General features: G+C 40.5%; 19 protein-coding genes. 9 read left to right on the top strand and 10 right to left on the bottom strand.

Annotated features, from left to right (window positions below; all coding sequences use genetic code 11):
• Positions 1-22 precede the first annotated feature (22 nt).
• The gene (locus RCO84_RS00860; RefSeq protein ID WP_317583506.1) at positions 23-1,360 is read right to left on the bottom strand and encodes a DUF3868 domain-containing protein; all 1,338 of its coding nucleotides are present in this window, start codon (positions 1,358-1,360) and stop codon (positions 23-25) included.
• A gap of 86 nt (positions 1,361-1,446) precedes the next feature.
• A complete protein-coding gene (locus tag RCO84_RS00855) occupies positions 1,447-2,019 on the bottom strand; it encodes a DUF3575 domain-containing protein (protein WP_117729775.1) in 573 nt (190 codons plus the stop codon).
• A 382-nt stretch (positions 2,020-2,401) separates the two neighbouring features.
• Here RCO84_RS00855 and RCO84_RS00850 point away from each other — a divergent pair, with 382 nt between their 5' ends.
• The 7 genes from RCO84_RS00850 (at position 2,402) to RCO84_RS00820 (ending at position 7,583) form a co-directional block, all read left to right on the top strand.
• Complete coding sequence (locus RCO84_RS00850) at positions 2,402-2,722, top strand: helix-turn-helix domain-containing protein (protein ID WP_006848192.1); 321 nt, start codon at positions 2,402-2,404, stop codon at positions 2,720-2,722.
• Positions 2,723-2,724: 2 nt separating this feature from the next.
• Positions 2,725-3,978, top strand: coding sequence for a type II toxin-antitoxin system HipA family toxin (locus RCO84_RS00845; protein ID WP_317583502.1), 1,254 nt, complete (start codon positions 2,725-2,727; stop codon positions 3,976-3,978).
• A gap of 400 nt (positions 3,979-4,378) precedes the next feature.
• On the top strand, positions 4,379-5,479 hold the full coding sequence (locus RCO84_RS00840; RefSeq protein WP_119230230.1) for an AAA family ATPase: 1,101 nt from the start codon (positions 4,379-4,381) through the stop codon (positions 5,477-5,479).
• Positions 5,476-6,243, top strand: coding sequence for a hypothetical protein (locus RCO84_RS00835; RefSeq protein WP_144153480.1), 768 nt, complete (start codon positions 5,476-5,478; stop codon positions 6,241-6,243). The genes RCO84_RS00840 and RCO84_RS00835 overlap by 4 nt, the downstream gene beginning before the upstream one ends.
• Before the next feature lie 325 nt (positions 6,244-6,568).
• Positions 6,569-6,700 (top strand): hypothetical protein, encoded by a 132-nt coding sequence (locus RCO84_RS00830; RefSeq protein WP_317574109.1) that lies wholly within the window; start codon positions 6,569-6,571, stop codon positions 6,698-6,700.
• A 297-nt stretch (positions 6,701-6,997) separates the two neighbouring features.
• Positions 6,998-7,249 (top strand): hypothetical protein, encoded by a 252-nt coding sequence (locus tag RCO84_RS00825; protein ID WP_117729022.1) that lies wholly within the window; start codon positions 6,998-7,000, stop codon positions 7,247-7,249.
• Position 7,250: 1 nt separating this feature from the next.
• On the top strand, positions 7,251-7,583 hold the full coding sequence (locus tag RCO84_RS00820; RefSeq protein WP_117729020.1) for a type II toxin-antitoxin system RelE/ParE family toxin: 333 nt from the start codon (positions 7,251-7,253) through the stop codon (positions 7,581-7,583).
• 126 nt (positions 7,584-7,709) lie between these two features.
• Here the strand turns inward: RCO84_RS00820 and RCO84_RS00815 are convergent, their stop codons facing one another.
• From RCO84_RS00815 to RCO84_RS00790, 6 genes are all read right to left on the bottom strand, one after another.
• Positions 7,710-9,242, bottom strand: a complete 1,533-nt coding sequence (locus RCO84_RS00815) for a Na+/H+ antiporter NhaC family protein (protein WP_317583499.1) — start codon at positions 9,240-9,242, stop codon at positions 7,710-7,712.
• Positions 9,243-9,276: 34 nt separating this feature from the next.
• Complete coding sequence (locus tag RCO84_RS00810) at positions 9,277-10,524, bottom strand: MFS transporter (protein ID WP_287586884.1); 1,248 nt, start codon at positions 10,522-10,524, stop codon at positions 9,277-9,279.
• 65 nt (positions 10,525-10,589) lie between these two features.
• Complete coding sequence (locus tag RCO84_RS00805; protein ID WP_317583497.1) at positions 10,590-11,594, bottom strand: type II toxin-antitoxin system HipA family toxin; 1,005 nt, start codon at positions 11,592-11,594, stop codon at positions 10,590-10,592.
• Positions 11,591-11,920: a HipA N-terminal domain-containing protein gene (locus RCO84_RS00800; protein ID WP_144153490.1), complete on the bottom strand. Its 330-nt coding sequence runs from the start codon at positions 11,918-11,920 to the stop codon at positions 11,591-11,593. Before RCO84_RS00800 ends, RCO84_RS00805 begins: the two co-directional genes overlap by 4 nt.
• 12 nt (positions 11,921-11,932) lie before the next feature.
• On the bottom strand, positions 11,933-12,133 hold the full coding sequence (locus tag RCO84_RS00795) for a helix-turn-helix domain-containing protein (RefSeq protein ID WP_144153492.1): 201 nt from the start codon (positions 12,131-12,133) through the stop codon (positions 11,933-11,935).
• 792 nt (positions 12,134-12,925) lie between these two features.
• A complete protein-coding gene (locus RCO84_RS00790) occupies positions 12,926-13,690 on the bottom strand; it encodes an arginase family protein (RefSeq protein ID WP_287839662.1) in 765 nt (254 codons plus the stop codon).
• 341 nt (positions 13,691-14,031) lie between these two features.
• On the opposite strand from RCO84_RS00790, the gene RCO84_RS00785 reads away from it, so the two are divergent.
• Positions 14,032-15,087 carry a CNNM domain-containing protein gene (locus RCO84_RS00785; RefSeq protein WP_264902839.1) on the top strand — a complete coding sequence of 352 codons (1,056 nt, stop codon included), beginning with the start codon at positions 14,032-14,034 and terminating at the stop codon, positions 15,085-15,087.
• A gap of 541 nt (positions 15,088-15,628) precedes the next feature.
• On the top strand, positions 15,629-16,750 hold the full coding sequence (locus RCO84_RS00780) for a hypothetical protein (RefSeq protein ID WP_317583494.1): 1,122 nt from the start codon (positions 15,629-15,631) through the stop codon (positions 16,748-16,750).
• A 1,009-nt stretch (positions 16,751-17,759) separates the two neighbouring features.
• On the opposite strand, the gene RCO84_RS00775 is transcribed toward RCO84_RS00780, so the two are convergent.
• Both RCO84_RS00775 and RCO84_RS00770 read right to left on the bottom strand, forming a co-directional pair.
• On the bottom strand, positions 17,760-19,055 hold the full coding sequence (locus RCO84_RS00775; protein ID WP_317583492.1) for a RepB family plasmid replication initiator protein: 1,296 nt from the start codon (positions 19,053-19,055) through the stop codon (positions 17,760-17,762).
• 371 nt (positions 19,056-19,426) lie between these two features.
• Positions 19,427-19,726, bottom strand: coding sequence for a hypothetical protein (locus tag RCO84_RS00770; protein ID WP_144153502.1), 300 nt, complete (start codon positions 19,724-19,726; stop codon positions 19,427-19,429).
• Positions 19,727-19,749: the final 23 nt, after the last annotated feature.

Raw genomic sequence — 19,749 nt, 5'->3', positions numbered from 1 at the left:
ATCGTTATTCTCTAATTTTCTGTTATTCCAATTCCTTTATCTGCTTGAAGACATCTCTTACACGCTCTGCCTCTTTCGAGTTGCCTGCCTTGGCAAGATGCTTTTCGGCAGAAGTAAGATCACCTTTCTGCAAATCGGTGCAGGCGGCATTGAGATTCGCTGTCTCATCATCTGGGAAGAGGCGGACGGCGATGTCGAATACCTCGTTAAACTCTGGCGAACCCGGCTCGTAAGTCTGTGCCACCAGGAACATCTCCTGCAGAGAAAGCTGCTGTGGTTTGGTCTTCAATATCTCCTTGGCCTCTTCGATGCTGAACGGACGAACCGTGTAGGTTACCGTATAGTCGCTATGACGGAGACGAGGATAGATATGATCCAGGATATAGCGGTAACTTGCCGGATGGAGCTTTCTGATCTTCAGGTCCTTATCGTCGGGAGCCAGCGAGGAGTTAGCTATCTCGAGTATCGCTTCCTTATCAGCCAGATGACTAGCCTGAATCTTCTTCTTGAATCCTTCCCAGTCTTCCGGTGTAGCCTGATAGGTAAAGAGTTTGCTGTTTAAGGTGTAGAGGCTGCTCACATATTTGCGGAGGGCAGCTGCACGCTCGTTGGCAAGGCGCTTGTTGTTGGCATACGAACCATCAGGCGAAGCAAAACCATGGATATCAATATCTGTGATTTCAACGTTCTTATCGTTCTTCACCAGGTCGATGGTGGAAGTAATCTTCTTCAGCTCAGTAGCATTCTCACGGAAGTTGGCAAGAATATAACTCTTGTTAACCACAAAGCTGAGATAAGCTTCACCCTTTTCGGCTCTCACCTTCTTGGCTTCCGCCTTCGGCTGCACGAAGAAATCCTTCGTAATCTTCGGTGTACGGTCGATATCCGCAATCGGCGTATTGTCCTGTTCTATCAGGTTGCCGCATCCGCAGAGATCTTCCTTTACCGAGAGTTTGAACTTCTTCATCCATTTCTGGTAAGGAACAGACTGGGCGAAGTAAACCTGCTGACTGGTCTTGTTCTTGCGGGTAAGAACCTGTGCCTGCGGATTCTTCTTGCTGTCGGCAAGTCGGCGGTATCTTACAGCCTGGTTTCTACCCTGGATGATGATAGGGTTGAGAGCGATAGAATCAGTTCCTACCATTACCGGTGTAAAAATAATCTGCTGCTCTGATTTCATCTTCAAATCGTTCAGATTCATACGGAAGGCAACGTCCATCCGGTTGCCGTTCTTGCGTGCTAAAACACTTTCTACCTGAACCTTACCCCCTGCCAGCTGTTGAGCCTGAGCAGGCATGATGCCCTGAGAGAAGAGCATGCAGAGGGGCGAAATGACCGCATAAAGCTTCATCTTATCCATATTATGATTTCCCTATTTTTTTTTGTATTCTGTCTAGTTATTACGTGTTTATATTGTCAGTTTAAAACCACAGTTAAGTTAAATTCTTAGAACACGTATATGAGAGATAGTGCGGCTTTTGTAGGGCCCACATAGTTGCGGTGATCTTTGTCGAGACATTTTTCGCATCGTCCGTAAAGCTTGTAAGGACTGTAGGCATATCCCAAACCGATAGACCCTTCGAAATTGAGGTGCTTATTGAGCAACCACTGATAGCCGTAGGTGAGGCCTCCACCTACATACCAGCCTTCATAGTGCCTGCCCTCCAGAGTTTTCGGCAGGATGCCGAAGGGCATGTCAATGTTTTTAATGTTGTATTCACCGCCTAAGGCATGAATTCCGAAGAAATGGCCTCCAAACTTCTGGCAGGTGTACCATCTGTATTCCGGCATAACATTCCAGAATCTCATCTTCTTGTCGCCCGAGAACTTCCAGGGGTTCAGAGTGCCGAAGAGTTGGAAGGTTGTTTTCTTGCCCGTGCCTATTTCGATGCCGGCGTTGGCAGATGTGGAAGCCCATCCCAGTAAGTTGGTCTTCAGAGCGACCTCCTGCGCTCGCGTTGTTGCCATTGAAAGGATCAGCAGCAGCAACATAGCTGATTTTATGAATGTTTGCTTCATCTTATCTTTACTTTTATATTTGGTTTCGTTTATATTAAACTGAGTCTTCGTTTGCTAGTTGGTATCTTTTTTCGGCTGCAAATTTAAGAGGAAATCCAATACGAAGCAAGAAAAACTTTCAAAAAGGTTACATTTCTTTGTGCAAACGTTTGCACGTTTATGCAATCTGTTTACGCACACACATCATAAAGCACATGATTAATAAGTGTAATTTGCACAAATATGCGTAAGGGCAATAGGTTTAATCATTTTAGTCTTTCATTTACTTTGCGTTTTTATCCGTTTAATTTAATACATCTAATTATTCTTAAAAAAACTTGATAACCCATCTTATAATAAAGTAAATTATGTATTTTTGCATATCATAATTAAGATTAAAGCTATGACAAAGAATACAATGGCAAACAAACTTCCAAGGAAGTTGATTCAAAAGATGGAAATCGTGGGTGAGCAGATTAAGCTTGCCAGATTACGGCGCAACCTGAGCATGGCGCAAGTTGCAGAAAGGGCAACATGCTCGGAAGTTACACTTTGCAAGGTAGAAAAGGGATTACCAACGGTTTCCATCGGAATTTACCTTCGTGTACTCTATGCTCTTCAGCTGGATGATGACATCTTGCTCCTGGCAAAGGATGACAAACTCGGAAGGGCATTGCAGGATATGGGACTGAAGAATCGTCAACGAGCATCTAAAAAGGAGTAGGAATGGAACGACTGTTTGTTTTCGCTGATTTTAACTGGCTCGGCAAAGCGGAGCTGGTAGGGGAGTTGTGCTATGAAAAATTGCGCGGCTCTGACAGTTATGCATTTAAGTTTGATGAGAATTGGCTTAAGGTTCATGCCGGAATCAAGCTTTCAGAGGACATCAACAATTACCCAGGCATGCAATATACCCAGCCAGGAAGTGATATTTTCGGATGTTTTTCTGATGCTTTGCCAGATAGGTGGGGACGTACCTTGCTCAAAAGAAGAGAACAGATACAGGCCGCTGAAGAAAAAAGAGCAGTCAGACCTCTTTCTTCGTTCGATTACCTCATGGGTATCGATGACTTCTCCAGAATGGGTGGATTTAGGTTTAAGAAGGAAATGGAAGGTGATTATATCAATGTGTCTCCATCTCTCAAGATACCTCCATTAACAGAGATTAGAGAATTGGTTCATGCCAGTCAAGAAGTAGAAAGATCTGAAGAGAATGATGTTTTGCCTGAAAAAAAATGGATAGCGCAGCTCATCCAACCTGGTACTTCATTGGGTGGCGCAAGACCTAAAGCAGGCGTATTGGATGAAAAAGGTAATCTATGCATCGCAAAGTTTCCTTCTCGAAAAGATGACTATGACGCAGGACTTTGGGAGCACTTTTCTCACCTGCTAGCTCAAAAGGCTGGTATCCTGGTAGCTCAAACCAGGGTGTTGGGAGGATTGGGTAAATATCACACACTCCTGTCTAAACGCTTTGACCGAACTGCAGAAGCTAAGAGAATCCATTTTGCGTCATCCATGTCTCTGCTGGGATTGAAGGATGGAGATAATGCACAAGGTGGTTATGGTTATCTCGATATTGTTGATTTCATACTCCAAGGTTGCTGCGACGTAGAGAAAAATCTTCTGGAACTCTACCGAAGGGTTGTTTTCAACATCTGCATTGGAAATTCTGATGACCACTTCAGAAACCATGGCTTTCTACTCACACCAAAGGGCTGGACTCTATCACCAGCCTATGATATGAATCCTACCCTCAATGAATATCAGAGTCTTCTGATTAATGAATCTTCAAACAAGGCAGACATCAATATTCTGCTTGATTCATCTGAAAGCTACATGATTAAGAGGGAGGAAGCTAAAATCATCATCCAAGAGGTTCAAGCAGCAGTTAGTCAATGGGAAAGTTTAGCTACTCTGCTTCAAATCCCAGCTAGAGAGATGGCTATGTTTAAAGAAAGGTTTAAGCTTAACCTATAATATAATGAAGTATCAAACTTATTTGCTTCATTATATTATGGGTTATCCTGCATTCTCTATCATGTCGATGATGGTATAGATTGGCAAGATGCAACCACTGGCGAAGAAGAGTTCTGGACATAAAATCATAGTTTTTCGGACAGAAAGACGAAGAAAGCAAGTGAAATAAATATATAACTTTAGCAATTAGTTTTTTTAATGATAAAGCATATAAATTGTATTGCAAGGATTATTATCTTAAATAACCGTAAAAAAATTACGGCGTATTGATATTTTGTATATCTTTGCAACTGCTTAGCTGCACTTGACATTATAATAAAAGATAGTTTGCATTGTTTAAGTGTGTATTAGCTTTGCACCAACAAAATTGTTATCAATTAAAAATAAAGTATATATAAGCATGCTAGTAAAATTTGCCGTAACGAACTATAGAGGATTTGCCAATCGCATAGAATGGGATTTGTCGAAACCAAGTAACTATTCGTTCAATACTTTTGCCATTAAAGATGGTATCATCAAGAATGGCATCGTATATGGACCTAATGGTTCTGGCAAGTCGAACTTTGCAATGGCCATCTTCGACATTACCAATCATCTTTCACAGAAGTGGAAGAAGGTGAACTATTATGATAACTTTACATATACGGGAAAGTTGAACTTCCCCGTAAAATTTGAATATACATTCAAGTTTAGAGATAATACGTTACTATATACATATAGCAAATCACCTGATGGAAAACTGGAGGAAGAAGAACTTGTTGTGAATAACAAGCTTATTTTCTGCAACAAGAATTCTGTCTTGACATTGGATGATGTTGAATTCCCGATGGATTCTGCGGTGAAGGCAAACCTTGCCAATAACGCCAATAATGTATCCATCGTAAACTTTCTGCTTACTTCCTATCCTCTTGCCAAGGAACATTATCTTCTGAAACTGCAGCAATTCGTAAACTCAATGTTATGGTTCAGAAGTGTTGAAAAAAATGAGTTTATGGGGTTGGCTACTGCTCCGGCAAATCTCGATGAGTATATCATCAAGAATAAGCTGACTCGGGACTTTGAGGAATTCATCCATCGGGTAAGCGGACAAAGTTTTGAGTTTCAGGAGCCAAAGGATGATGATAAAGAGTTGTATTGCGTATTTGGATTAGGTCGCATTCCATTCGATAAGATTGCATCAACGGGTACTCAATCTCTGATGCTGCTATATTACTGGCTGAAACAGATGACAAAAGCATCGTTCGTTTTCATAGATGAATTTGATGCATTCTATCATTTCAGACTCTCTTATGAGGTTTGTAAAACCCTCTTTTCCCTTCCATGTCAGGCTTTTACGTCATCACACAACACCTATCTGATGACCAACGACTTGCTTCGCCCAGATTGCAATTTCATCTTGCAAGACAACAAAATCAAGCCGTTGAGCGACTGCACTCAAAAAGAGTTGAGATTCGGGCATAATATAGAAAAAATGTTTAGAGGTAACGCATTCGAAGTATGATACTATTCGTTTTTGAAGGAGTAAAACGGGAGCCGGATTTGTTCCGCACCATCCAGCGATTATACTTTGCAAATAGAGATGAGCAGATAGTATGTTCCTATAACAACAACATCTATCAGCTATACAAAGATTTGCAGGAGTATGATGGCGATGGAGATATTGTGTCTTTGCTGATGGAGAAATTTGCTGGTCAAGCAGACAATCCGCTCAAGGATATTGATGCATCTGCTGACATTTCTGAAATCTATCTGTTCTTCGACTATGACTTTCATAACCGGAATTTATCTCTCGAAGAAATCAACAGGCAGGTAAAGGAAATGCTTGAAACATTCAACAACGAAACGGAGTTTGGTAGGCTATATATTGACTATCCGATGGTTGAGTCTATACGATATACTAAGCAGTTGCCCGATGCAAACTATTGGACGTATTCTGTAACACGTTCTGAGTGTGGTAAGTTTAAAGGTGTATCTGCAGATTTTTCTGCGTATGACAGTTTCGATTTCATCCTACTGAAAGATCATCGAGAGCCAACAGAAGTAGAGATGGAGGAAGTTAAGCAAAATTGGGAATATTTAAAGGAAATGAATGTGGGAAAAGCGAACTATCTATGTAAGGGGAAGAATACGATGCCTGCATCTAAAGAAGACATACTTCAAGACAAAATATTCAACTCACAAGTAGAACAGTATGTGAATACCGAAGATTGCAAAGTAGCTGTACTCAATGCTTTCCCAATTTTTCTGTTTGACTATTTCAAATAATATTTTAAGAGAAGGTTATCATACGAGGACATTCTATTAAGCAACAAATTTGGACTATCTAAAATTATATTTGCACAAATATGCGTAAGGGCAATAGGTTTAAGAGTGGCGAGGATGCCAGCCATACCGATGGTGGCAATAGTGGTATTTGATGACATCTTGCTCCTGGCAAAGGATGACAAACTCGGAAGGGAAAACAAGGGAGGATGAAAGGATATGGAATGGATTATAGCATGAAAATAGTTAAAGAAATATATAAAAGTCAAGTTTATTGCGTAAAAAACAAGACTTTTATTAACTTTGCACTCGAAAATAGGAGATAAACATGGTTATAGCAAGTCTGATAAAGGAAAGATACTACGGGCAGTATGGCGATTGCCTTTCTCACCAAGCCTCTCTCTTGCCCGAAGAGAGAAGTTGTAACCGCCCTCCGGTGCTCGGAACCGCTACGCTATAAGGTTGGCGGGGCATCAAAGCCCTCGCCATGGTTGTGCGGGATGGGACCGCCTAGGTGTTAGTGGTGATACGACATCTACTGCTTTAGATGTATTCATTTGAGAAAAAAGCGTAACTTTGGCGGCAAGTTATATAAACTAAATAATAATGTGATTTTCAGAAATGGTTTGATGATAATGACAAGAATGGACTGGAATATAGACCTTTAACGTTAAAATAATGCAAGAAGTTTGGCGGTGTGAGGGGAAAAAAGTATTTTTGCAACCTAATTCAGTAAAACGTTTAAAAGGAGAAGATTATGAAACAGATATTAGTTACGGTAGATACTAACCAGCCTCTGCAAAACATTCGTAAGGCTATTAATATGCTTCGTGGTGTTGTGTCAACTACAGTTGTAAAAGAGCCTGTCTTGACAAAGACACAGAAGCAGCAAGCTTTTGTGAAGGAAAGTTTGACAAGAGCATTGCAGGAAGTGAAACTTGCAAAGTTGGAAGGAAGAAAACTACCAGATGCAAGGGATTTATTAAAAGATTTAGAAATGGAAGATTGACATGAAAATACATGTTGAATATGGCTCTGAGTTTAAAAGACAGTTTAAACGTTTGGCTAAAAAATATCATTCATTGAAATCTGACTATGATGCTTGGTTAGATGAAATTTACAAGAATCCTCTTGTTGGAGATGACCTTGGTGGCGGCGTTCGTAAGATAAGAATGACCATTGCTGACAAGGGTAAAGGCAAAAGTGGTGGTGCAAGAATCCTAACTCTTAATGTAAAAGTTAGTGAGGATGGTATGAATGTAACTCTTCTTACAATCTATGACAAGGGAGAAATCTCTAATGTCAAGGATGAATTTATAAAATTCTTGATAAAAAACTTATAAGCAATAATTCCCAATCTGTAAGTTGATTGGCTTACGGATTGGGAACGAAGATAAACGTTTAAATGTGGGAGTTTACTTCTTTCAACCACTTTTTTATATACCATTGTGTTCTTTTTCCTATTAATATTAATGGATATCAGACTCTTCAGCTGCTGATGCTTTGTTTTCCTTGGGTTGTGGGTTGGGTACGAAGCCAAGGATGGCAACCAGACAACTCATCAAAGGACTGATGATGTTGAAGAAGCAGAAGGGGAGATAGACAAGTGTCGGGATGCCAAGAACCGTACTCTGCGTCATACCGCAGGCTGTCCATGGAACCAATACGCTCGTTACGGTAGCGCTATCCTCTGTACTTCGGCTCAAGAGTTCCGGACGATAGCCTCGTTCGGCATATTCATCCTTATAGATAGATGCATTCATAATAATGCTCAGGAACTGGTCACCCATAACGAGATTGAGCAAGACGCCCGATGTCACGGTGCTGCAGACAAGTGATACGGTGCTGTGGATGCTTTTCAGGAGCATGTGGGTAATGGCGTGGAGCATGCCGCTGGCTACCATACATGAACCGAAACACATGGCACAGAGGATGAGCCAGATGGTATTGAGCATGCCAGCCATACCTCGGGTGGCTACGAGATCATTGATGTTCACCATACCGCAATCTACCTGGGTATGGGTATAGCAGGTGGTCATGATTCCTTCAAAGAGGCTTTTGGCAGAGATGCTGTCTTCACCTGCTATCCCTACAAGTACTTCCGGCTGGAGAATGAGGGCACAGATGCATGCTGAAAGGGCTGAAAGAAGAAGTGTGATGAGAGATGGAGTCTTGCGGTAGATGAGCCATCCTGTAAAAGCCGGAACGAGCATGGTAAACAGAGAGATATTGAATCCATGGCTCAGACCGGTGAGATACTGGCTGATATCCACTGGATGGGAATCATAACAGAGTCCGATGATGAGATAGAGTACCAGCGAGAGCAGGATGCTTGGTATGGTAGTATAGAGCATATAGCGGATATGTGAGAAGAGATCCGCTCCGGCTATACTCGAAGCAAGGACGGTGGTATCGCTCATTGGCGAGAGTTTATCCCCGAAATAGGCACCGGAGATAATAGCTCCAGCGGTGTAGGGGGCTGGTATTCCCAGGGCATCACCGATTCCCATCAGAGCAATACCGATGGTGGCAATTGTGGTCCATGAGGTTCCCGTCATCACAGAAATGATGCTGGAGATGATGCATGCGCAGGGAAGGAAAAAGGTTGGCGACATGATCTGTACACCATAATATATCAATGTGGGTACCACACCACTGATCATCCAGGTAGCTGACATCATTCCGATGAGCAGCAGGATCAGGATAGATACTCCGGCATCGCCCACGGTCTTTTTGATCATCTCTTCAAAGATATTCCATTTCATCCTATAGATGCCCATACCGAGTGCTACACAAACGGCTGTGGCTATCATGAGGGCCACCTGAGAGGCACCAGCCAGGGCATCATCAGGGAAGATTTTGACAACCAGGACGATGAGGGTGATAAGTACTGCCAGCGGTATGACAGAAATAAAAGGATGTGGTTCAACTGGCTGCAGAGACGAGCAGGATGCCTGATTCTCTGCAGCTTGAGATTTCTGTTTCTTTTCTTCTTGTTCCATTTGTTAATATTCTCTTATCATTTTAGTCTTTCATTTACTTTGCGTTTTCATCCGTTTCTTCAACGCTTTTCTTCTGTGTATTCGGCAAGAATCCTGCTATGATGCCGAGCAATGGCAGGAAGGCACTCACCTGGAAGATAAACTCGATGCTCGTCTTGTCTGCTAACCAGCCGAAGAAAGCAGAGCCCAAACCTCCCAAACCAAACATCAGTCCGAAGAAAATGCCGGCTATCAGTCCTACTTTATCTGGCATCAGGTCGGTGGCATATACCACGATGGAAGAGAAAGCCGAGGCAATGATCAATCCTGACAGGAAGGTAAAGATGATGGTCCACGTGAAGTTGACGAAAGGCATGGCGATGGCGAAAGGTGCTGCTCCCAGAATGGAAAACCAGATGACATACTTTCTGCCGAACTTGTCACCCAGCATTCCTCCTGCCACAGTTCCTATGGCAAAGGCTGCAAGGAACACGAAGAGACACAGCTGTGAAGTCTGTACCGAGACACCGAACTTATCCATCAGGAAGAAGGTGAAGTAGCTCGTGATGCACGCCGTATAGAAATACTTGGAGAACACGAGCATGATGAGGATGAACAGTGCCCAATACTTCACCCTTTTAGAAATATGGGTATTGAGAAGCGGTTGTTTCTGAGGATGGTTCACCACGTAAGCCAGTCGTGCCTTGTACCAGACTCCCAATCTTACCATGATGATGGCAGCGAGGAGGGCTGCAAGGGCAAACCAGGAGATGGCATGCTGTCCGAAAGGCAGGATGATGATGGCAGCCAGCAACGGACCTACTGCCGATCCGCCATTGCCGCCAACCTGAAAGATAGATTGTGCCAGACTCTTCTTGCCTCCCGATGCCATCTGTGCCACTCTTGAAGCTGTGGGATGAAACACGGATGAGCCCAGACCGACGACGCTCACAGCCAGGAGAATCAGAAAATAATTCTCGGCAAAAGCCAGTAGGAGCAGACCCACCAAGGTGAAACACATGCCGATGGAGAGGGCATAGGGACGGGGATGCTTGTCAGCATAAAGCCCCGTAAAAGGTTGCAGGATGGAAGACGTCATCTGGAAGACCAGCGTGATGATACCTATCTGTGCAAACGAGAAGTCGAACTTATCCTTCACAATCGGATAGATGGAAGGGATAATCGACTGAATCATATCATTCAAGAAATGGGAAATGCTACAGATGATGAGCATGGAATATACCGTACCCTCTACCATCTTAGGATTTCCCTTGATTTTACTACCTATTGACTTGATGTTCATTGTATTAATTTAAATTATTCTTTTTCAAGCACTGGCGCCATGAAAAGATTTCCCGTTCATGATTCTCATTCTGATTTACGATTGAATCTTTGAATTCTTTCTTTGACTATTCGTAAATAGGTGCGTTTCATCTTGTCTGTCAAAAAAGAATTGTTGACCAAATGCTCTACTTCGTCAGGCAAGACTGGAAAAGAGTCAAGAATCATTTCTATACGCTTCTTCTTCAGACCGATAAACTCTCCGAATCTCTCAAAGTCCAGACGGCATGGATGCCCTGTCCGCTCATACACATCACTTTTCTCCAGAGTCAGAGAAAGCCCCCCATTCAACCCCAAATCATCGCCCTCGATATGGAGACAGGTGTTCATCAGGTCATAGGCGGGAGCAAGCTGGTAATGCTCGCCAATTCTCATGATGGAGAAGTTTTTCAGATGGTCGTCGCCATTACCGTAGATGTAATTGAATACAACTAACTTAAAGAAACGTTCCATGGCTATCATCCAGGCAGGAATAAATCGTTTTATTGCACAGGCAATATCCTCGAAGCATCCATCATATTTGAAATAAGTACCTTGCTCGGCTTCATTCTTACCAACCAGAGAAGCGAAATCCTCCATGAGATATTTGCTTCCATCCTTGGCTATGTCAAATCTCTTGGTAATATATACCATATCTCCATGAGGGGTAAAGCAAAGACCATTTTCTGCTGTAATGATACCATATACCTGTGAGGCTATCTGCATGGTAAGATGCTCGTTAGCAGGAATCTGCTTCCTTGTATAAAGAGTATTGTCCCAAGGTGCTGGCTTCAGAATATAGCGAGAACGTTCATCCGTCTGCGAGATTCTGATGATTCCATTCTCTATCACTGCAGGAAATTTCTCCTGAGCTCCAGATACGGAGATACGTCTCATGGCTATCATAGTCTCTGATGTCTTACTGATTTCATCTACTTCAAAATCAAGCAAATGCGACACTTTCTGACCATCAAACAGTTTTTTGCAAGCTGTAGGAGAGTAAGTGGAAAAACCATCTGCAAGGGTGGATGGGCAATGATTTAATTCTTTCATGATTCTACTTCTTTTACAGTTAATGCTCCTATCGTATCATGGGTTGCTATCTTCAGAAGAAGTCCAAAGAAATCCTTCTCATCCAATCGCCAACTTCTGCAGACTATCTTTCTGTTTGCTCCTTCTGGAAGCATATTGGTAAAAACAGGGAATAGATAATCAGACTGATAAGGCTCTTCCCTGAAAGGCATGGTAAGTGAGACTGGATCATGGGTCCTATCCATCATATACTGCTTGTCGTATGTGAAGGTATAACCTCTGCCAGGAGTTGACTCCTCTAAGAATCCTGCTTCTGTGTCGTGACAATAAACGATAGCTTTTCTCATGACTTACTTTATTTAAACTGTTTGACGAATCTCATATTTAACCTCCATGCCAAGGATATCCATGATTTTTTCAACCGTCGATAGAGAGGGGTTTCCTTTACCACTCTCTATTTTCTTGATGGTTGAAATGGCTATCTCAGACATGTCAGCGAGGTCTTGCTGGGTAATCCCCAAGGCCATACGCTGCAATTTCATTACTTCTTGAATTTTCATACCAAGTAGTATATTATATTGTACTTTTCCTGCAAAGTTAACAAAAAAATCTAGATTACGCAAAAAAAGGTATAATATATTGTTCTTTTTATAAAAAATTATAAGTTCCTGAGATTTTTCTTGCTTAGTACTTTCCTATTTTTCTAAGGGTGATTATGACAAATAGGCGGTACGTATATATAAATCATACCCTGCTTACAACGATATCAGTTTGGAATTTGTACTTCGGAAATATGCGGGTGTCAAATATTGTTTCTTAATTATCGCAATTTCCGTATTTTCAATCTAGAAGGTCATGATGATAAAAATCTTTTGGTTTGATAGCGTATTACTTGCTCTCTGCAAGACGAATCACCTATAGTTGTACGACCGTAAGGCTACAGTTGTACGACTATATAGGCTATAGTTGTACAACTCTGGAGTTATAGTCGTACAACTATAGGGGTTATAGTTGTACGACTACAGAATTCCGGATTTCCGAAGAAATTAGTGAGATTTATAACACGTTGAATATCTGACGATTACGAATTTCGCTATATTTCCAATATTCTTCAAGAAATATTTTCCGAGCGGAAATTCGTGATTTTCAGAGGATTTAAATCATGATTTTGTAAAAAAAATAAACCTGGTTAACTGACGGAACATGACATCTGTATAATGACCACTTATATTCGAGATATGGGAAAGAAAGAGCGAACATGAAATCATCTGCCGATTCGTGACAAGCTGGGCAACAAAGGAGGAAGAACTCGACGAGCTAGACCGTATTCTTCAAGCTTACGCTTAAGAAGGCTAAGGATGGTTCTCCTCCAGAATCATCCTTAGCAATTCTTCATTTGCCTCGTTGTTAATCTCTGCATCCTCCAACTCAGAGAAATAATCAAGCGTAGCTGAACATTCGCCTGTAATATCTACCCCTATCACTTTTTCATGGGCATAGATGATGCGAAGCACGGCTTGGAGCTGCATAAGTGTCATATCTCCATTGCTCCAGTCGGTGATGGCATCCTGCTTTCTCAATACATCCTTATCTATGGATATGTAAATCGGCTCATGTATAAGTTTACCAGCCTTCGACGGCCAAGCCTGGTGATGGTCTATCTCTGCCTGACTGTAAAACAACACCCTCTCTCTTAAGTGAACAGGCACCTGGGCTATCAACTCGTCCGATGCCCCCACAATGATAATGTGTTTGACAAACGGGTTCTTCTCCAAAACATCTCTCACCCAACCGCCACATGACACAACACCCTCCCATTCCGGTTGCTGCATATCCGGATGATGGTCGAAAACAATGAGCGAGAAAGGTTCATGAATTCTTGACACCCAATATTCCGTAAGATAATGGAAATCTCCGGAATCTATGAAATGAACGGCTTTGGCAGGAAAAGGAGCCAATCGGCGATGCAGTTCCTCGCTACCCTCTTCGTCACAATAGCAGTCTACCCCTTTCATGTCCCGGCAATCTACATGGATAATATTCTTATTTGAGGCAAATGCCTCCAATTCGTATACGCCGGTAAAGTTAAGGAGAATGATAGGTATTTTCTTTTTCATATTGAATCAATTTTCTAAATGCTGATTGCAAAAATACCTAATATTCATAAATACTTGATGAATTATACATTATATTATTGTTAAAATTAGATTTTTTTATACTTCTCTGCAAATTTGCCAAAAACATATTAAAACAATTTAATTTTCAACAAAAACATATTAGATTCATTTTTTAATCAGTATCTTTGCAGAAAATAGAAACATATTGTGATGAGACTTATAAATACACTGATATTGGATAAATATAGATGTAATGTTCCCCATTACATCCTCAACTGTAGCCTTCGGAAATAATATCTATCTTGCTTGAGATACTATATTATTAACGAATTTAAAATTACATGGGTTTAATCATTTTATATTTTTTAGGTGCTCTGTCACTATCCTTTTTATGCTCCGTCCTGGAGGCGGTATTACTTTCTACTCCGATGTCGTTTATCTCGATGAAGGAGAATCAAGGCAACAAGACTGCCTCACTGATGAAACAGTATAAGAACAACGTAGACCGTCCGGTGGGTGCCATTCTTTCACTCAACACCATCGCCCACACCATCGGTTCTGCCGGTGTAGGAGCCGAGTCTATGAAACTCTTTGGCGAAGAATACTTCGGTATCATTTCCGCCATTCTCACTCTGTTGATTCTGGTACTTTCAGAAATCATCCCGAAAACTATCGGAGCTTCATATTGGCGCTCTCTTGCCATGACATCTACCAAGATCATCCGTGTGCTCATCTTCATCACCTATCCTTTGGTACTGCTTTCGGAACTTATCACTAAGGTATTTACTCCGAAGAACCACCAGGCTTCCATGAGTCGCGAAGAGGTATCGGCCATGGTAGATGTAGGTACTACAGAAGGCATCTTCCGTGAATCGGAAAGCAAGATCATCAAAAGCTGCATTCGCCTGGCAGGAGTAAAGGCCAAGGAGGTTATGACTCCATCCATCGTAGTAGAATCAGCCAACATGAATCTGACTACCAAGGAGTTTTACGAACAGAAAGAATGGAAATTCTCACGCATTCCCGTTTATGACTACAATAAAGATATCATTGTGGGATACGTATTGAAAGATATGGTTCTCAAATTGGTTTCAGACGATGAGTTCCAAACCAGATTATCCGAACTGATGCGTCCGATTCTTTCCTTCAACGAGGATGAATCTCTATACCAGATATGGGAAAAGATGTTGGAAAAACGAGAACACATCTCTATCATCGTAGATGAATACGGATGTCTGAGAGGAGTGGTTTCCATGGAAGACGTAATCGAAACGATGACTGGCGTAGAAATCGTAGATGAAGACGATGTGGCAGTGGATATGCAGGCATTGGCTAAGGAAAAATCGCGTATGATGTACCAAGGTATTGTATCTGCCATTCCTGACAGTAAAGCTTAATATTTGCAGAACATAGCATTTTAACGAGAAAGGGTGGGTCATAAGTTAATGATTCACCCTCTTCTTGTTGTTAGAATAGATAGGATATGTTGTTGGAAAAGATAGGATATGTTGTTGGAAAAGATAGGATATGTTGTTGAGACAGTTAGTATCTACGGTCGCACAACAGCTGTTGTGCGCTTGCATAACAGCTGATATGCGCATGCACAACACCTGTTATGCATGCGGTGGGCAACTGTTATGCGCCAACTATTATCCAGACCTATTTGCACACCCTCTCTCTAGTTTAACCAGGAAATATCGCAACCTTGATGACGTCATCCCTGCGGTTTTCAAAGACATCAATACAGATTCTTTCTCACCTTTTGACCTGTAAACTATTAAAAAGTCTGTCTTTTGACCATTTTTTGTGATTTTTCAGCAAACAAAACCATAAAATATACTCTGATGTTCAAATAGTTAGCCAAAAATTTGGAGAATAGAATATTTTTTCTTACCTTTGCATGAAAGATTTGAATTCAATATTTTTACAGAATATAGCATGTATCAAGATTTAGATTTTACTGATAACAATTACTATCAGGAAGATTATATAGATTCACCGGTTGATGATTTCGACTGGATGCCTAATTTATTTGCCAAGCTCGCAAATCACCTGCGAACTTCAACTTCTGCTGATGTTATCAGACTGGGAACCATCGGCTGCATCAGAAACCATGAGCCGGGAGATGATTCACTTCTCCAATGGGAAGAAGTAGAAACAATGCGTCGCTATATAGATAGCGTTAACAGAGGCTTGGGTGCACCGGAAGATCCCACACTCCAGCAGTTGCTCCATTCTACAGAATGGACTAACTATGGTATTTTTACCATGAACTTTATCTCGGATAAGAATCTCGACTATAAAGGAATCTGTGAGGTTGAAAATACAAATCTCTCATACGCCAGCATGGCTTTTTTAATTGCTCTGGTAAAAGGGATGAGTATGATTAATCTCAAACATCCTTCAGCAAAGGGAGAAAACAATCATATTTTCACATACGTAATTCCAAGTCAATTCTCCACCTTCTCCTTTGCTTCATTCCTCAATGTGGCCAATGCACGTCTCGCTAACAAAGAAGATATTTCAGAACAGGAGATTGAAGAGTTGACCCAACTTGCTTTCAAGAGTCGCTACTGGAAACAAGAGACCTCACTCAAGAGTAAAGACAGCGAGTTGTTCATCTATGTCCTCAAGAACATCATTTCGGAAATTCTGGGACTGAAGCTTGACATCAATGCGGAATCCTTTGCCAAACAGGCAAAGAAGGAAGAGAAAAAGACTGCCACTCCAACTGTAGATAACCATAAGAAGAAGGAGAAGAAGGAAAAGAAAAAAGAAAAGACTATCCTGAAAGCTAATTCCAAACCTTCTTTGGCATCTACGATGGTAAAAGTCTTAACAGATGAGTCCCTCCCGCAAACCAAAGAGAGTCTTATTGATAAGACTATGCAACTCTATCCTACTCTCAAGATAAACTGTTTCAACACCACCCTATCAAGACTCCATAAAAATGAAGTTCTGAATTATTATAATGGTGGACTGATTGGAATAAAAGGCAAAAGATACGGAAGAGGCTACAAGATAATTAGCCGTTTGCATAAACATAAGGAAACAGATTAAGGCTAAATTTTGTGCCAAGAAAATCCAAAGACTAAAGACCTTTGGGTTTTCTTGGCACTATTATATAATACTGTAGCAGCAACTAACGTTTGAGTCAGTCTCTTACTAAAATGTTTCTTACTTGAAAGCAGTTCAATGACAAAACAATAACCTAAAAAAGAAACTTACTTGTCGTTTTTCCGGCAATTAGTCAATTCTACAATTAGACAATTAAGAATTTGATTCTCTATAAGGAGAAAACCACAAAACTGTTTACCTAAATTCAAAAACTACGCATAAACCACAAAGTTGTTTACCAAAAATCACTGCATTTTGTAACACAAACCACATTTTTGTTTACCTAAACCACTATTCTATTTATCTAAACCACAAAACTGTTTACCTATCCTAGTAAAAAGCAGTTGCTCCTTTTTAGGTAAATTGAAATGTGTTTTTTACCTAGTTAAATTCATAAGAAAAACAGGTAAACAGAAATGTGGTTTAAGAGAAAAATCGATGAACGTTCTGCCAGGTAAAGAGTTTTGTGGTTTTTAAATTCTTATTCAGTTGCTACTAAAGAAAAAATTAAAATGTCTAGACAACTCCTTTAGGCGTTTTACATAACATATTAACATACTGATAGTTATACACATATTCAAATTGTATTCAGGTGCCTGATTTCAAATAGAATAAGATAAAAAATAGCATCTTATCAAGATAAAAACCACAAAACTGTTTACCTAAAACCACTATTTTGTTTACCAGAAACCACAAAACTGTTTACCAAAGAATAAAAGACTGATATAAAAATTATATAACTTATTACATATCAAATTATAACACGGGATTTGGTAAATAATTAATATAACCTCAAAATGGAATGAATTATATACATGCCATTTCAGGTAAACAGTTTTGTGGTTATGATGATAAGCCATTCTTAAAAGTAGGTAAACAGAAATGTGGTTTTACATATCAAAAAGAGGAAGTACGGTACTCCCCTACTTCCTCTTCTGCTTTCTTGTTCTGCTTAGCCTCTATAGAATACAGGCATGAATGAACCGACACAGTCAAAAAATTCTTGTGCCAGCCTTTCAAGACCCGATGTTTTCAAAGCAGCAAAATCATCATCACTAGCAGCAATACAGAATCTGTCATTCTTGATTCCTATGAATTTGCATCTGCCCAACAGCGCTTGCTGACTGGTATCCTGTACCATCGAAATAAACTGATTCCATTGCTCAAAACCTTGAGTCGTGTCTACTTCTATCTTCTTGTCAGGATTCTGATATACATGCGCAAAAAGATCTCCCTGCTGCGTGGCATCATCAGATGTTTTCTTTCCCCTATTACGGTTTATTTTTTCATTCAGACGACGAGCAATATCTGCATCTTTATCTCCGATATGATTGATACCTACATCCGTCCGCTTGATATGGAAGATAACATATTCAGGATCTCCCTTATACTTTCCGTTCCGATAAATAAAGTCTTCTTCAGAAAATTCATCAAATACGATATCTGTCTCACTGCGACTAGCCATTCTGTTGAGATCTTCCCTTACCACATCGAGTACCTGTTTTCTGAATTGCGAGAATTTAGGATATTTATTCATCACAGGCTCCCCCTTGTCGTCAAGCAGAATATTGCCATGTTCATCAAGTTCTACCAGACCCAAATACTGTTTCATCGGCAAAAACTCAACCTTAACATCCAAGCTCTTGTCTAGTCCCATCTGACGAAGCAGATATATATAGAGGCGAGGTGTATTCACCTTCTTGGAATATTTAGCAATCATGGAGATATGGTGAATATATCCCTGACGCATGTCAAAAAGGCTCATGGTGAGTTTTGGATCTATCTCAAGTATTACTTCACCCTTGATGCGTTCTACTTTCTCACCATCGCTCTTTGTATAGCCTTTCTGCGTTGTCGGAATCTCGATGTTTGAAAATACGTGCTGTATCTTCTCTGTCTTGCTATCCGTCTTTACACGCACCGACAGGTTGAGGATATCGTTCTTCAGCGTATCACGCAGATTCTTATAATTATGAAACTCCGTTGATACCTGAAAATCCTTGATGTCTATTTTGATGGGCGGAATCTCCATAACAGCATGCTCTATTCCTTTCTCGAAAAGATAGTCGGAGCGTGCATCTCCAAGCACTCTCTTCTCGGTAAAATACTCTTCAACATACTTCTGCAGATGGGTACTTGCAACCATCAATATGTTTTGTTGCAATAATGTATATTGCTTATCCAATTTTGTCAGCGAAAAAGGTGTGTTAATCCACACCAGATTCTTGTTTCCTTTTGGTTCACTCATATAAAAACCACATTTCTGTTTACCATAAACCACAAAGTTGTTTACCTAAAACCACTTTTTTATTTACTTAAAACCACATAAATATTTACCCGAAACCACCAAGCTATTTACCATAAACCATATTTCTATTTACCTAAAACCACATTTCTATTTACCACTTCAAACATAACTCATTATTAATCAAGATATTATACACTCTGTAATAAATAAGAGATATATAATTTATTATAAAGAATAATCTATAATTATCATTCTTTTGGTAAACAGAAATGTGGTTTTTGTTGGAACTTATACCTTATTTTTAAGCTTAGCGCTTTTTTAGGTAAACAGTTTTGTGGTTTTCACCCTTTTAATAACTACTTTTTGTTTGCTTACTTTTTCAAGTAATCCATCAGGATATTGTAGAGCAGGTTTTCCTGTGGGATATCATCTGAGAGGCATTTCATCTTCAGGAGAAGGAGTTCTTCCTTGTTAAGATATGTAGCCACACTCGTTCTAGTGCGTCTTTCCTCTGCAGTCCAGTAACTTTTTCTCTTGCGACCACCTTTAGATATATTTTTATCCTCTTCGCTTTTTGCCATTTCTGTGTTTAATAAACTTGGTCGGTCGTTCTTGCCCATATTTTCAAGAGACTCACCAATTTCTTCTAAATTTCTTTTTGCTACAGCCATAATTCTTATATTTTATAAGTTTA

Origin of the sequence: Segatella copri, from assembly GCF_949820605.1 — a bacterium.
Taxonomy (GTDB): domain Bacteria; phylum Bacteroidota; class Bacteroidia; order Bacteroidales; family Bacteroidaceae; genus Prevotella.
This window is presented reverse-complemented; position numbering and strand designations above follow the sequence as displayed.